The organism is Achromobacter aegrifaciens (assembly GCF_902859735.1).
GTDB lineage: Bacteria > Pseudomonadota > Gammaproteobacteria > Burkholderiales > Burkholderiaceae_B > Achromobacter > Achromobacter aegrifaciens.
The window spans coordinates 30,039-43,228 of record NZ_CADIJY010000017.1 but is presented as its reverse complement, the minus strand read 5'-3'; the positions used below and the strand labels follow the sequence as shown (position 1 = coordinate 43,228).

At 64.9% G+C, this 13,190-nt stretch carries 15 protein-coding genes; 7 read left to right on the top strand and 8 right to left on the bottom strand.

Features of this window, described 5'->3' with window-relative positions:
- Positions 1-67: 67 nt before the first annotated feature.
- From HV766_RS27140 to HV766_RS27125, 4 genes are all read right to left on the bottom strand, one after another.
- On the bottom strand, positions 68-334 hold the full coding sequence (locus HV766_RS27140) for a transposase (protein WP_175182171.1): 267 nt from the start codon (positions 332-334) through the stop codon (positions 68-70).
- Between the two features lie 88 nt (positions 335-422).
- Entirely contained in the window at positions 423-1,514 is a 1,092-nt protein-coding gene (locus HV766_RS27135) for a M14 family metallopeptidase (RefSeq protein ID WP_125472047.1), read from the bottom strand.
- The gene (locus HV766_RS27130) at positions 1,514-2,605 is read right to left on the bottom strand and encodes a M14 family metallopeptidase (RefSeq protein ID WP_175182170.1); all 1,092 of its coding nucleotides are present in this window, start codon (positions 2,603-2,605) and stop codon (positions 1,514-1,516) included. Before HV766_RS27130 ends, HV766_RS27135 begins: the two co-directional genes overlap by 1 nt.
- Positions 2,605-3,951, bottom strand: a complete 1,347-nt coding sequence (locus HV766_RS27125; RefSeq protein ID WP_125472049.1) for an MFS transporter — start codon at positions 3,949-3,951, stop codon at positions 2,605-2,607. The genes HV766_RS27130 and HV766_RS27125 overlap by 1 nt, the downstream gene beginning before the upstream one ends.
- Positions 3,952-4,580: 629 nt before the next feature.
- Here HV766_RS27125 and HV766_RS27120 point away from each other — a divergent pair.
- Positions 4,581-5,546, top strand: coding sequence for a LysR substrate-binding domain-containing protein (locus HV766_RS27120; protein WP_175182169.1), 966 nt, complete (start codon positions 4,581-4,583; stop codon positions 5,544-5,546).
- A gap of 25 nt (positions 5,547-5,571) precedes the next feature.
- On the opposite strand, the gene HV766_RS27115 is transcribed toward HV766_RS27120, so the two are convergent.
- Positions 5,572-6,312, bottom strand: coding sequence for a helix-turn-helix transcriptional regulator (locus HV766_RS27115; RefSeq protein WP_254593368.1), 741 nt, complete (start codon positions 6,310-6,312; stop codon positions 5,572-5,574).
- Positions 6,313-6,484: 172 nt separating this feature from the next.
- Here HV766_RS27115 and HV766_RS27110 point away from each other — a divergent pair, with 172 nt between their 5' ends.
- The 5 genes from HV766_RS27110 to HV766_RS27090 are packed head-to-tail and all read left to right on the top strand — an operon-like array spanning position 6,485 to position 10,903.
- Positions 6,485-8,128 (top strand): FAD-dependent monooxygenase, encoded by a 1,644-nt coding sequence (locus HV766_RS27110; RefSeq protein ID WP_175182167.1) that lies wholly within the window; start codon positions 6,485-6,487, stop codon positions 8,126-8,128.
- Entirely contained in the window at positions 8,125-8,328 is a 204-nt protein-coding gene (locus HV766_RS27105; protein ID WP_054457567.1) for a hypothetical protein, read from the top strand. The genes HV766_RS27110 and HV766_RS27105 overlap by 4 nt, the downstream gene beginning before the upstream one ends.
- A gap of 30 nt (positions 8,329-8,358) precedes the next feature.
- Positions 8,359-9,336 (top strand): Bug family tripartite tricarboxylate transporter substrate binding protein, encoded by a 978-nt coding sequence (locus HV766_RS27100; RefSeq protein ID WP_054457566.1) that lies wholly within the window; start codon positions 8,359-8,361, stop codon positions 9,334-9,336.
- Positions 9,337-9,344: 8 nt separating this feature from the next.
- Positions 9,345-9,887, top strand: a complete 543-nt coding sequence (locus HV766_RS27095; RefSeq protein WP_054457565.1) for a VOC family protein — start codon at positions 9,345-9,347, stop codon at positions 9,885-9,887.
- Positions 9,884-10,903 (top strand): fumarylacetoacetate hydrolase family protein, encoded by a 1,020-nt coding sequence (locus HV766_RS27090; RefSeq protein WP_175182166.1) that lies wholly within the window; start codon positions 9,884-9,886, stop codon positions 10,901-10,903. The genes HV766_RS27095 and HV766_RS27090 overlap by 4 nt, the downstream gene beginning before the upstream one ends.
- Positions 10,904-10,914: 11 nt before the next feature.
- Here the strand turns inward: HV766_RS27090 and HV766_RS27085 are convergent, their stop codons facing one another.
- The 3 genes from HV766_RS27085 to HV766_RS27075 form a co-directional block, all read right to left on the bottom strand.
- Positions 10,915-11,202, bottom strand: a complete 288-nt coding sequence (locus HV766_RS27085) for a hypothetical protein (protein WP_054457563.1) — start codon at positions 11,200-11,202, stop codon at positions 10,915-10,917.
- A 110-nt stretch (positions 11,203-11,312) separates the two neighbouring features.
- Positions 11,313-11,732: a hypothetical protein gene (locus HV766_RS27080; RefSeq protein WP_054457562.1), complete on the bottom strand. Its 420-nt coding sequence runs from the start codon at positions 11,730-11,732 to the stop codon at positions 11,313-11,315.
- A complete protein-coding gene (locus tag HV766_RS27075; protein WP_054457561.1) occupies positions 11,729-12,169 on the bottom strand; it encodes a Fur family transcriptional regulator in 441 nt (146 codons plus the stop codon). Before HV766_RS27075 ends, HV766_RS27080 begins: the two co-directional genes overlap by 4 nt.
- 104 nt (positions 12,170-12,273) lie before the next feature.
- On the opposite strand from HV766_RS27075, the gene HV766_RS27070 reads away from it, so the two are divergent.
- The gene (locus HV766_RS27070; RefSeq protein WP_119451421.1) at positions 12,274-13,056 is read left to right on the top strand and encodes a helix-turn-helix transcriptional regulator; all 783 of its coding nucleotides are present in this window, start codon (positions 12,274-12,276) and stop codon (positions 13,054-13,056) included.
- Positions 13,057-13,190: the final 134 nt, after the last annotated feature.

The following is a 13,190-nucleotide window of genomic DNA, read 5'->3' as shown; positions in this document are numbered from 1 at the left end:
ACGGTGCGGACGAAGAGGTTTCAACAGGCGGGAGGGGTAGCGGCAGACTTGCCGCGTCGCGCGCGATTCACTCCTTGGCTCCGAGCGTGTCCTGCAGTATCACTTTGTTGAGCGTCAGGATGGCGATAAGGCGTTCAAGCCGGTTGCACTCGCTTTCCAGCTTGTTCAGCAACTTCAGTTCAGAGGACGCAAGCCCGTCGTAATGCGTCTTCCACTCGTGGAAAATCGCTACGCTCACGCCCATGCGCTTGCAGATGTCAGACATCGGCGTGCCAAGCGTCGCCTGTCTCAACGCATGCCTGATCTGTTCTTCCGTAAAGCCCAATCGATCCATGTTATGCACCCCCCGTATCCTGAGACGAAGTCAATTCCTTTCAAACCATGAGCGCGTACACCCCGAGCAATCGCTTTGACTCATTGCGTCAAGCTACCTGCAAGCCGCGTAGCGCCTGTAGCACTGCAACCCGGGTTTGTCCCAGCACCATGCCGTGCCAATTCGCCTCGTTGCAATAGAACGCGTCCAGCGTGGTCTGCAGGATGGTCCGCCGCAATTCGTCCGGCGCTTCGGGGTGCGCGTGCAGCCAGTTCCTGCCGCACAACGCATGCACCATGGCGTCGAAACGGACAGCCCCGAAAACAATGGCCATGGACGTCGGCAGCGACAAAGGACAGGCCTGATAAATCAGATCGGCAAGCTGGCCGGAGATATCTACCGACACCGAGTTGCCTTGATAGGGAACGGTGATGTCGCTTCCCCACCACTGGCGTGCGCGCGCCACTTCGGCGTCGTCGTGGCGGCCGGCGTAGAGTTTTTCGCCGTGGCCGCGCGGTCCCCAGCCGGTGTGCACGTCGATCCAGCCGATATGGGTACGCGTACGCGCATGCTCGTGCAGGATACGGCGCAGGTTTTGCAGCGATGCCGCCGGACGGTCACCGCCATAGAACAGGCCGTTGGCGTGCGAATACTGGCCCCGCGAGACCGCTTGCGCGAATGTGGACTGGCCGTGCTCGGCGATGTACTGGGCGATCAGTTGCTGGTTGGATTCTGTGGGGGGCCATTCCTCGGGCAGCAGCAGGTCGTGCAGCCTTGCGTATTCGGGGTTTGCCGGTAGCGGTCGTCCGTCGAAGGGCAGTCCGTTGCGGTTCAGGTCGATGTTGTACTCGTCCGTCCGGGCGATCCAGGAATAGCCGTAAGGATTGACCGCATGCACCAGCAGCAAGGCCACGCCGGCCTCTCGTGCACGGGCCAGCATGACGGTATCGTCGAGCAGCGCGAGCTGGCACCCGGAGCCGCAGAATCCTTCCACTCCCAGCACGGCGGATGTCATGATGAGAATCCGATCGGCGTCGGGGTCGCCGATGTAGGCGACATCGGTGCTCAATGCCTCGCCTTCGCTGCCGGTCTGGTCGATGCCATAGGAGTGGAACGAATCGGCGAGCGGCCTGGCCGCCTGCGCAAAACGCTCGCGCGCCTGGGCGTAGCTGCGGGAAAAGTAGCTCGCGCTGGTTCGCATCAGGCCTCCTGTAAGCCGGACAGGGCTTGCAGAACGGCCACGCGGCTTTGGCCCAGGATCATGCCGTGCCAATCGGCGGCGTTGCAGTAGAACGCATCCAGCGTGGCGCTCAGGATGGCGTCGCGCTTGGCGTCGTCGGCCTCTGGATGAGCGAGCAACCAGTTGCGGCCGCGCAGCGCTTCGATCATGACGTCAAGGGGCACGGTGCCGAACTCCAGCGCCATCGGCGTGTGCAAGGCGTCCGGACAAGTCTGGTAGATCAGGCCCGCCAACTGGCCGGTAATGTCCACCGATGCGGAACTGCCTTCGTAGGGAACCGCGATATCGCTGCCCCACCATTGGCGGGCCCTGGCGACCGCGGCAGCGTCGCGGCGGCCCGCGTAGATTTTCTCGCCGTGACCACGAGGCCCCAATCCTGTATGCACGTCGATCCAGCCGATATGTTTGCTGCGGCTGCCGTGCTGCTGCAATATATGGCGAAGATTCAGTAGCGACGCAGTGGTGTGGTTGCCGCCGAAGAACAGTCCGTCGGCGTGGGTGTACTGCCCGCGGGTCACGACCTGGGCAAAAGCCGCCCGGCCGTGCTCGGCGATGTAGGCTTCGATTCGCGCGATGTTCGACGGGGCGGGCGGCCATTCCTTGGGCAGCAGCAGATCGTGTACTTCGGCATATCCAGGGTTCTGCGGCAGGGGACGTCCGTCGAAGATCTGGTCATTGCGGTTCAGGTCGACATTGTCTTCGTTCGTACGCGCCAGCCAGGAAAACCCGTAAGGGTTGATTGCGTGCACGAGCAGCAAAGCCACGCCGGCCTTGCGGGCGCGTTCCAGCATGGCGGCGTCGTCCAGCAGGGCCAGTTGGCAGCCCGAGCCGCAAAAGCCTTCCACGCCATGCGTGGCGGAGGTCATGATCAACAGCCGTTCCGCGTCCGGCGGACCGATCAACGCGACATCGGTTGCCAACGCTTCGCCTGCGCGGCCCGCGGGTTCGATGACGTAGGATTGAAAGTGCGTGGCCAGTGGTTTGGCCGCGAGCACGAAACGGTGGCGAGCCTCTTCGTAGCTGCGCGAGAAGTAGCTGGAACCGAGCTGCATCAGGCCTCCTGAGCGTCGATGTCGTCGTGGGTGCGGTCGTCGATCCAGAACAGCACGACCGTTGAAAGCGCTATGGCCACCATCAGGAACCACGCCGGCGCCATGGAGTTGCCGGTCACGTGCAGCAGCCAGGTCACGAAGAACTGCGCGAAGCCGCCGAACACGGAGATGCCCAGTCCGTACACGACCGACATGCCCGTCGTGCGTACGGCCTTGGGGAAGAGTTCGGGAAGCATCGTGAATGCCGGCGCCGACTGCAGCGCCACCAGTACCGCAAACAGGGCGACGAGCAACATCAGCCGTTCGGTGCTGGGTGCAGTCATCAGCCACTGGAAGCAGGGCAGCAGGACGATCAGGGTCGCCAGGCGCGACCAGAAGATCACGCGCTTGCGGCCATAGCGGTCCGCAAGCATGCCGACAAATGGCGCAATCAGGAAGCCGACAGCGCCGAACACGACGCTTGCCGACAGCGTGGACGTCGCCGGCAAACCCAATTCCCGGTTGGCATAGGCTGGCATGTAGAAGCTGAGGATCTGCGTGCTGACCATGCCGCCGATGAGCAACAGGATGCCCTTGAGTATGGTGACCTTGTAGTCGGCGAAGACGCGGCGCAAAGGTTGGTGAGTGGTGGCGCGGTGCGCGGTCGCGCGTTGCGGTTTGCCGGTGTTTTGAGGCGAGCTGGTCAGCGTTTCTTCGAGGTTGCGGCGGATGTAGGCGCCCACGGGCACGGTCAGGATGCCGATCACGAATGGCACGCGCCAGCCCCAGGCCTGCATCTGTTCCGTTGTCAGCCCCATGGTCAGCAGCGTCACGACCAGTGCGCCAAGCATTACGCCCAGCGACTGGCTGCCGAACTGCCAACTGGAATAGAAGGCGCGCTTGCCTCGTGGCGCATGTTCAACCAGCAGGGTGGTGGAGGCGCCGACCTCGCCGCCCGCGGCGAAGCCCTGGATCAGTCGGGCCAGCACCATCATGACCGGGCCGACCATGCCCATTTGCGCATACGTGGGGGCCACGGCGATCAAGGCACAGCCCAGGCCCATCATCCACAGCGTCAGCGTCATGGCCGCACGGCGGCCGTGGCGGTCGGCATAGGAGCCGATGAGCATGCCGCCCACGGGGCGCATCAGGAATCCGACGCCGAAGGTGGCGGTGGTCAAGAGCAATTGGCCGTAGCCCGAGGCGGCCGGGAAGAACAGCGGGCCGAGCACCAGCATCAGAAAGGTGAAAACGGTGAAATCGAAGAATTCAAGTGCGTTGCCGATGGTGGTGCCAGCGATGACGCGCCGGCGCATGGACGGCGTGTGGAGCGCGTTGGACGCGGTCGCTGCGATTGCGATAGACATGGTTTCCCCTGGTGTCTGGTGAGAGGTGCGCCGATCCGTGGTCCCGGGCCTTGGGCTCGCCTCTCGAAGGGCACTATACGGATGCCCTTGGATAAGAAAAAGAAAGAAAATTCGATTTGGTGAACACTTTTTTATATAGAGCAGCCTCCCTTTCCCCCAGTGTTTTGATCCGGTCGCCAACATGGAATGGCGATTCAGATTCGGGAAGTCACGCCACAGGCGCGTCAGTGTCGCCATGGGGCGGCCATGCCGATCGGCAGGCATGGTTTTCCCTGGTGTCTCTGGGGGGGAGCGCGGTCTGTGCATCCGGGTCTCGGCCCCCCTTCTTTGAGAGGCACTATAAGGACGCCTTGAAATAAGAAAAAGACAGGATTTGCGTTCTAATGAATACTTTTCCTTATAGGGCGGGTGACCTGGAAAGTCCTGCGCATATACCCCGGGGGGGCGAATCGTGGCTTGCATGAATGGTGGCCGCGCCGGTCGCGGCGTTCCTGCCGCAGGCTGCCGGTGAATTCCGCGCGAGCACATCTGTGCGCCGCTGCTATATGGTTGCCATAGAATGAAAAACCGAAGTTGCGCGCAGTGATCTGTCCTTTTGTATTCCGCAAAAGTCCGCCGGAGCCGAACGCATGAACCTACGCCAATTGCGCGCCTTCGCGTTGATCGCCGAGCACGGCAGCATCCGCGCCGCGGCGCGAGCGCTCTCCGTGACGCAGCCCGCCGCGACCCGCAGCTTGCGCGAACTCGAACAGACCGTGGGGGTCGATCTCGTGCGCCGCAGCGTCAAGGGTGTGGAGCTGACTACCTACGGCGAGGCGCTGTACAAGCGGGCCATCGTCATCCTGCAGGAGACCCGCCGCGCGCGTGAGGAAATCGGTCAGATGCGCGATGGTGAAGGCGGTACGTTGAACCTGGCCGTGAGCTCGGCGGCGCTGGTCGTCGTGCCGGACGCGCTGGTTGCATTCCGCGCGCGCATGCCGCGCGTGGCGGTTTCGTTCAATGAAGTGGCGCCGCCTTACAGCCATGAGCAGCTGGAGTCCGGACGCTACGATTTTCTGGTGCAAACCGAGTACGACGGCGAGATCATCGACGGTTTCGCGCATCGTCCGCTGTTCACGCTGCCGCTCGCGGTCGGCGCGCGTCTGGGGCATCCGCTGCGCAAGGCGCGCAGCCTGGCTGAGTTGCATGACGCGCCCTGGCTCGTGCCGGGCAACCCGGAAGCCCCCACAAACCTGCTGAGGCTGGCTTTCGCCGCGCACGGCCTGTCTTTGCCGCGCGACACCATTTCCTGCCATTCGGTGGCAGTGGCGTTGGCCATCATGGCAAAAAGCGATGCGCTGGGCATTTTCGTACGCCCTTTGTTCGAGCATGACCTCCTGCCGGCGAACATGCGCATGATGCCGTTGGCGCATGAGTTGCCTTCTGCCCGCATTTCGATCCTGGCAAAAAAGGAGTCGCCGCCCACGCCGGCCGCCGAGTGCTTCATCGATTGCCTGATCGCCACACGGGACTCCATGTTCGCAGCGTCCAAGGAAAGGCGGTCCAGCGCGCAAAAATCCGGTCTTATGGACTCCGCGGGACTGGCCCTGCCGTGATGCCGGCTGTCGCCCGGAATTTGGGTCAGCGCGCCGGCCTGCCGCGCTTGGGAAGGCTTGTGCCCAGCAGCGCCATGAGCTCCCGATGGTTGCGCACGCCCAGATGCTGGAAGGCCCGGTAGCGATAGGTCAGGGCAGTGGTCTCGGACACGCCCATTTCCAGGGCTGCTTCCTTGGTGGTCAGTCCGTCGAGCACATGCGTGATCAGTTGCCGTTCGCGGCCCGATAGCTTGGTCAAGAGTTGTACCTGCAGCGGCTGGTCCGCGGGCGCGCGCCGGGTCACCTGGACATGGCGCATGACTGCCGCCGCGATCAGCGACGCGTGTTGCGATATGCGCTCGAAGTCCTTGGGACCGTAGTCCGGATACGAAAAGTTCCGGTGCAGACTGACCGCCACCCGGTAGCCGTCAGGGAACACGGCCAGCAGCGACATGCGTTCGCGTATGCCGGGCTCGTCATAGCAGACGCGGCGGTAGTGGGCATCGGCGACCTCTTCGGCGAATTGATGCCCGATCCAGAGTTGGCGCGCTTTGGCGGGTTTGCGCCGGGACAGCCAGATCATGTTGGAGTCCTGCTTGTCGAAGCCCAGGCGCATGTATTCGATGGCGGTCAGCGTTGCGACTTCACCGATGGCGCTGGCGCTCGAAACGGCTTCCACACGCCCGCTGCTGCGCAGCGCAAACACCGTGCAATGACTGGCGGGCAAGGTGGTGCCCAGCGCGTCCAGCACCCCGGCGGCGAAGTTTTCGGCGCCGATTGCATTCATCAGTGCAATGCTCAGCGCCTGGCTGGGAGGAAGGGGCCGCGGCGGCAGCGGCAGCAATTTCATAGCGGGTTAGTCTGTCCTGATTAATTAGGACATATTAATCAGTCCGGCCCCGCAGAATATGACGCAAGCCAATACGGCCTTTTTTTGATGACACGTTCAGGACTTGCGCATGCCCTTGGAAAGAATCGGACCCTTCGAGTACCGGCGCTACCCGCCGTCGCTGCCCCGGCTCAACGCGGAAGGCGGTGAGGCCCGGCATCATCGCGTGCTGATTGCGGGCGGCGGTCCGGTGGGGCTGGCGGCCGCGCTGGGTCTGGCCCGACTGGGCCTGGACAGCGTGGTGATCGAGGCCGACGACTCGGTCTGCGAGGGCAGCCGGGCGGCCTGTATTTCGCGGCGCAGCCTGGAAATCCTGGACCGCCTGGGCGTGGCGCCGGCCTTCATGGAAAAAGGCCTGGCCTGGACCCGGGGCCGCAGCTTTTACGGCACCGAGGAGGTGCTGGTGTTCGACATGCCGTCGACGCCGGGCGACAAGTACCCGCCGATGATCAATCTGCAGCAGTACTACATCGAGCAGTTCCTCCTGGACGCCATCGACGACATCAATGGCCGCTTCCCGGGGCGGGTGGATATTCGCTGGGCCAGCAAGGTGGCCGAATGCCGTCCCGACGCCGGGGGCGTGAGCGTGCGGGTCGAAAATCCGCTGGGCAGCTACGAGACGCGCGCCGACTGGCTGCTGGCCTGCGATGGTGGCCAGAGCTTCATACGCTCCAGCCTGGGTCTGGAGCTGAAGGGTACGGGCTATCAAGGCCGCTACGCGATCGTCGATATCGAGCTCGCCAGCGACCATCCTGCGGAGCGCCGCGCCTGGTTCGACCCGCCCTGGGCGCGCGGGACCACCATCCTGATGCATCGCCAGCCGGACAACATCTGGCGGGTGGACTATCAACTGGCGGCCGGCGCGGATGCCGCGCAAGCCTTGCAGCCGGATCAGGTGCAGGCATTCGTGCAGACGCATCTGGACGCCATCGGCGAAGGACATCTGCCCTGGACGCCCGTGTGGACTTCGGTGTACCGCGCCGGCGCGATGACGCTGGATGCCTATCGGCATGGCCGCATCCTGTTCGCCGGCAACGCCGCGCATGCCATGCCGATTTTCGGCGTGCGCGGCTTGAATTCAGGTTTTGACGATGCCGACAACCTGGTCTGGAAGCTGGCGGCCGTGCTGCAAGGCAAGGGCGCGGATGCTCTGCTGGACAGCTATTGCGGCGAACGGCGGCAGGCGTTCCACATCAATGCCGAGAACGCCATGCGCAGTACCGAGTTCATGTCGCCGCCGCATCGCGGCTTCGATCTGATGCGCGAGGCCTGCCTGTCGCTGGCGGGCCGGCATCCGGGCATCGCGCGCCTGGTCAATCCGCGGCAGACGCGAGCCATCGCCTATGCGGGATCGCCCTTGTCGACGGATGACGAGGGCGGGGGCGATTGGGCGCCAGGCGCGCCGCTGACGGACGGCGGGACGGCGGGCGGCGGGCACCTGACCGATCTGCTGACGCCTGGCAGTTTCACTTTGTTGGCGTTCGGCGGCTGGCCGGAACAGGAGGCGCTGGAAGCGCTGACGGCTTCGCCTGCGTGGCGGTTTCTGCCTTGCCGTTGTGCCGCGCCTGCGGCGCACGCGGAGTCGCCGCAGGCCGGCATGGCCTATCTGTTGCGGCCCGACGGCCATGTCTGCGGCCGGTGGCGTTCGCCATCGCTGGACACCGTGCTGTCCGCCATCGAACGCGCCTGTGGGGCGCAAGGAGCCATTCAATGATTGTCGACGCCGCGGTCCAGGACCGTATCTATGCCCGCTGCAGCAACGCCATCGCGACCGCCGGGCGCGGGCGTGAGTCCTTGTTTCTGGCGCGCCTGGCCCTGCTGTTGTTCGAGCAGGTCCAGGACGAGCAGCGTTGCCTGGACGCCATCGAGCACGCCTTGCTTGACCTGCCCAATCCTTCGCTTTCAGCCGACTGACCGGCGACGACCATTCCAAAGGAGACAGACTTGAACCGACGCCATTTCCTCGCGGCGCTGGGGGCCTCGGCCCTGGCCGCCGCCACGCCGCTGGCCCGCGCCCAGGGCAAGTATCCCGACCAACTGATCAAGTGGGTGGTGCCTTATCCCGCGGGCGGAGGCACCGACAACCTCGCGCGCACGCTGGCCGAGTCCATGCGCGCCGCGCTGGGCCAGCAGATCATCATCGACAACCGGCCGGGGGCCGCGACCAATATCGGCGCGGAGCAGGTCGCCAACGCTAAACCCGACGGCTACACCGTCATGTCGGCGGACAACGGCGTGCTGGCCTTTAACGAGCACCTGTTCCGCAAGCTGGCCTTCAGTCCGGAAAAGGACTTCACCTATATCGGGGCCATCGGCAAGTTTCCGCTTGTGCTGGTGGTGAATCCGGCGTTTCCGGCTGCGGACTTCAAGACGTTCATGGCGCGCGTGCAGGCCGAGCCGGGCAAGGTGGACTACGCCTCGGTCGGCAACGGCTCGCCGCATCATCTGGCCATGGAGCTGTTCCAGAGCCGGACCGGCGCCCGTCTGACCCACGTGCCTTACCGCGGCGCTGCGCCCGCCATGCAGGACGTGATGGGCGGGCAGGTGCCGGTAATGTTCCTGGACCTGGCTTCGGGCGCGTCCATCATCAAGGCCGGCAAGGTGCGGCCGCTGGCCATCGGCTCGCAGGCCCGTTCGCCGCTGCTGCCGGATGTGCCGACGCTGGCCGAACTGGGCGTGCCGGACGCCGAGGTGTTCGCGTTCCAGGGCATGCTCGGCCCCAAGGGCATGCCGGCGCCAGCGGTCGCGCGCCTGAACCAGGAGCTGAATGCGGCGCTGGCCAATCCCGCCGTGGTGAAACGCTTTGCCGAGTTCGGCTTCGAGCCGCTGCCCGGAACGCCTGATGAATTCAGGACTCTGGCGCGCGCCGAATCGGCGCGCTGGGGCGAAGTCATCCGCGCCAACAAGATCTCGCTCGATTGAGGAATCGCATGGACCATACCGCCGCTCGTCCCGTGCAGGGACTGCATCACTTCGCCTGGCGCTGCCGGGATGCCGAGGAGACCCGACGCTTCTACGAAGACCTGTTGGGCTTGCCGCTGGTGCATGTCATCAAGAAGGACTCCGTGCCCAGCACCGGTGAATTCTGCCCCTATGTGCATATTTTTTTCCGCATGCGGGACGGCTCCTGCATCGCGTTTTTCGACCTGGGTGACCAGACCGCGGCGCTGCCATCGCCGAACACGCCCGGGTGGGTCAATCACATAGCCCTGCGGGTGCCGCAGCGCGACGATCTGCTTGCCATGAAGGCGCGGCTGGAGGCCCATGGCGTGGAAGTGGTCGGCGTTACGGACCACGACAGCTACATCGAATCGATCTATTTCTTCGATCCCAACGGCCTGCGGCTGGAGCTGACGGTCGAAGTGGCCGCGCCCGAAGTCGTCGAGGGTTACGTGCGGGAGGCCCGCGCGGCGCTGGACCGCTGGACCGAGGACAAGCGGGGCGCCGCGGCGGCGCCGGGGAGACTGGCATGACCAAGCCTGCCTTGCCATTGCGCGTGGCGACGCGCAGGAACGGCGCGCGTGACGGCGAGCTGATGCTGGTGAGCCCGTCGGGCCTGCGATGGATATCCGCGGGGAGCTGCGCCGCTACGCTGCAAACCCTGCTGGATGATTGGGATGCGCTGGCGCCGCAGCTCGCCCGCCGCGCGCAGGAGCTCGACGCCGCCGAGTGGGCGGGCGCGGGCGCGTTCGACGCCAGCCAGTGCATGGCCCCGTTGCCACGGGCCTATCAGTGGGCGGATGCCTCCGTCTACCGCAATCATGCGCGCTTGATCTACCAGTGGCGCCGGGAGCCCATCCCGCCGCGCTACGAAGAGGAGCCGCTGGTGTACCAGGGCGGGTCGGACGTGATGATCGGGCCGCAGGACGCCATCGTGGCGATCGACGAGGCCCATCAGGTCGACCTGGAAGCCGAGGTCGCCGTGATCACCAAGGATGTGCCCATGGGCACCGATGCCGCCCGGGCCGCCGATTTGATCGCGCTGGTGGTCCTGCTCAACGACGTGTCACTGCGCGGGCTGATTCCGGGTGAGCTCTCCAAGGGCTTTGGGTTCTACCAGAGCAAGCCGGCGACCAGCTTTGCGCCCATCGCGGTGACGCCGGACGCGCTGGGCGCAGCCTGGAAGGATTGCATGCTGGACCTGCCCGTGCGCATCGAGATCAACGGCGAGCGCTTCGGCGAGCCTCACGCCAATAGCGAGATCGTCTTCAACTTCGCACAGATCATCGCGCACCTTGCCAGGACGCGCACCCTGGCGGCAGGCAGCATCATCGGCGCGGGGACCATCAGCAATGCGGATCCGGGCGCGGGCAGCGCCTGCATTACCGAAGCGCGGGTTCGCGCGCAGCTCGACGGAGTGCCGGAAGCGCGGCTGCCGCCCTACCTGCGGCATGGCGATCGCGTGCGCATCCTGGCGCGCGGACCGGATGGCGATGCGCCGTTCGGCGCCATCGACCAACGTGTGCAAATCGCAGGAGGAGGGCGCTGACGGCGGGGATTTCAGGACAGGGTGCGCGCCGGCATGGCCGACAGATCGTGCAGGTTCAGGCCGCAGCTGCGGGCGCGCTCCGCCATCAATTCGCTATGCGCCAGGGCGCGCCGGCTTTCGTCCAGCAGCACGTCGAGCTGTTCCTGCAGGCTGGCCGCCATGGTCCAGGCGCGCTCGGAGAACCGGGCCGAGAAGCTGTCGGCACAGGCCTTGCAGATGGCTGCACCGTTCTGTTCGAGCAGCGGGGCGCCTTGCGCAAGCGTCGATTGGCAAAAAATGCAGGCGAGTGCGCGATTCATGCTGGGCGGCCGGTCCTGGGGTTGAAGGGGCGCGCAACCCGGCGGGTACCAGCGCCCTGACATCAATGGACAACGGCGCTGGCGGCCAACTCTTAAATCGACGGGCCCTTCTAGTCGACGATAAAGCCCCCCGGGCCCGACTGGCCCAGCAGTTCGCGGGCGCATTGCGCCGCCTGGCCGACGGTGGCCACGGCCAGGAATGGCACGCCGAAGGCGCGGGTCATCTTTTCGCCGCGCTTGCGGATCTTGTCCAACGCTTCGGCATTGCCCTCCACGGCGATGAATGCCCGGCAGCGGGCCTTCAGGCGCGGCATGTTGGCGGTCTGCCATTCGATCATGGCCTTGCGGTCGGCCTGGCCGGCTTCCTGCCGCATGTCGGGCACGACCATGACGAAGCTCTGGGGGTTGTTTACCAGCATTTCCATTTCGCGTATCCAGCTGGCGGAATAGCCGTCGGGCGCGCCGCCATGCCTGGACGTGACGATGGGAAACTGGGACAGGTCGTGGAAGAAAAACTGTTCGTGGTTCATTCGAATTCTCCGTGAGGAAGGGCGGCGGCGTTCTTGCCGCAGCCGCAGTGGCCGTAAAGCACCAGGCTGTAGGAGTCCAGCAGGAAGCCGCTGCGCTTGGCGATCTTCCTGACCAGCTGGCCCATGGCCGGGTCGCTGGACTCAAGGATCCGTCCGCAATCGGTGCAGACCAGATGGTCGTGGTGTCCTTTGTCGTTGAGCTCGTACACGGTGGTGTGAGCGTCGAGCTGAGTTCGTTTGAGCAGGCCGGCGCCTTCAAGTTGCGTGATGACGCGATAAACGGTGGCCAGTCCGATGTTGCTGCTGTCCGAGAGCAGGTTGCGGTAGATGTCGGCCGGGCTCATGTGCAGGCCGGCGTGCTGATAGAAGAGATCCAGGATCTTCATGCGCGGGAAGGTGGCCTTGATGCCGGCATGGCGCAGTCTTGAGTGGTCCATGGGAGGTTTTCCTTGCGTGGCTGATATCCAGGTGAGAATGATGTACATTTCCAACTGGATCCGCTCACCGGAAACCGTCAACCTGTAGCTCAAACCTGCCAACCATGCTTCACGTGGCCGTTGCGCCTCCCCTGCCGGACGTATTGCTGACGCCGTTCAGCGTCCAGGGACGGCGTGAATCCAAAGGCATTGCCGTACCCTCTCATGTCCATGACGAGGGCATGCTGGTGCTCGTGCACGAGGGGCTGGTGCTGGTGCAGGCGGGCGCCCAGGTTTGGACGGTGATGCCGGGCAGTTTGGGCTGGATTCCGCCCGGCGTGCAGCACGGCGCGCGCTGGTTCGGCGAGGCACGCGGGTCCTTCCTGTACGTGCGCCGCGACGCCTGCGGGCGCCTGCCGGACCGCTGCCGCTCCTGGCCCGCGTCCAGGCTGATCGAAGCCCTGATGGACCGCTTCACGTCGGTCCAGCCGAACACGACCTTGTCTCCCGCCTACCAGGAACAGTTGTTCGACGTGCTGCTGGAAGAGCTCAAGCAGCGCGAGCATGAACCCGTGCTGTTGCCCATGCCTGTCGATCCGCGTTTGCAGGATCTGGCCAATACGCTGCTGGACCGGCCAGACGACACCGCCGGCATCGATGAGTGGGCGCAGCGCCTGAGCATGTCCTCGCGCACGCTGATGCGCCGCTTCCGCCAGGAAACGGGCGTCACGCTGGGGCAATGGCGCCAGCAGGCGCGCCTGTTGCGCGCCCTGGAGCTGCTTTGCCGCGGCGGCTCGGTCACCGAGGCCGGCCTCTCGGTGGGTTACGAGAGCACCAGCGCCTTCATCGGCAGCTTCCGCGCCGCTTTCGGCGTGACGCCTACGCGCTACCTGGCCGAACGCGAGTAGTTCAGCCCCCCGGCCGTGGGCTTTACGGATTTTCACGGTTCTCCGACAGTTTTGCCGATCTTCCCGGACACCCCCTGCCTAGTATGACGCCAGGGTCGGACAGGCCTTTTCGTCCTGCCCGCCATGCTTCAGGG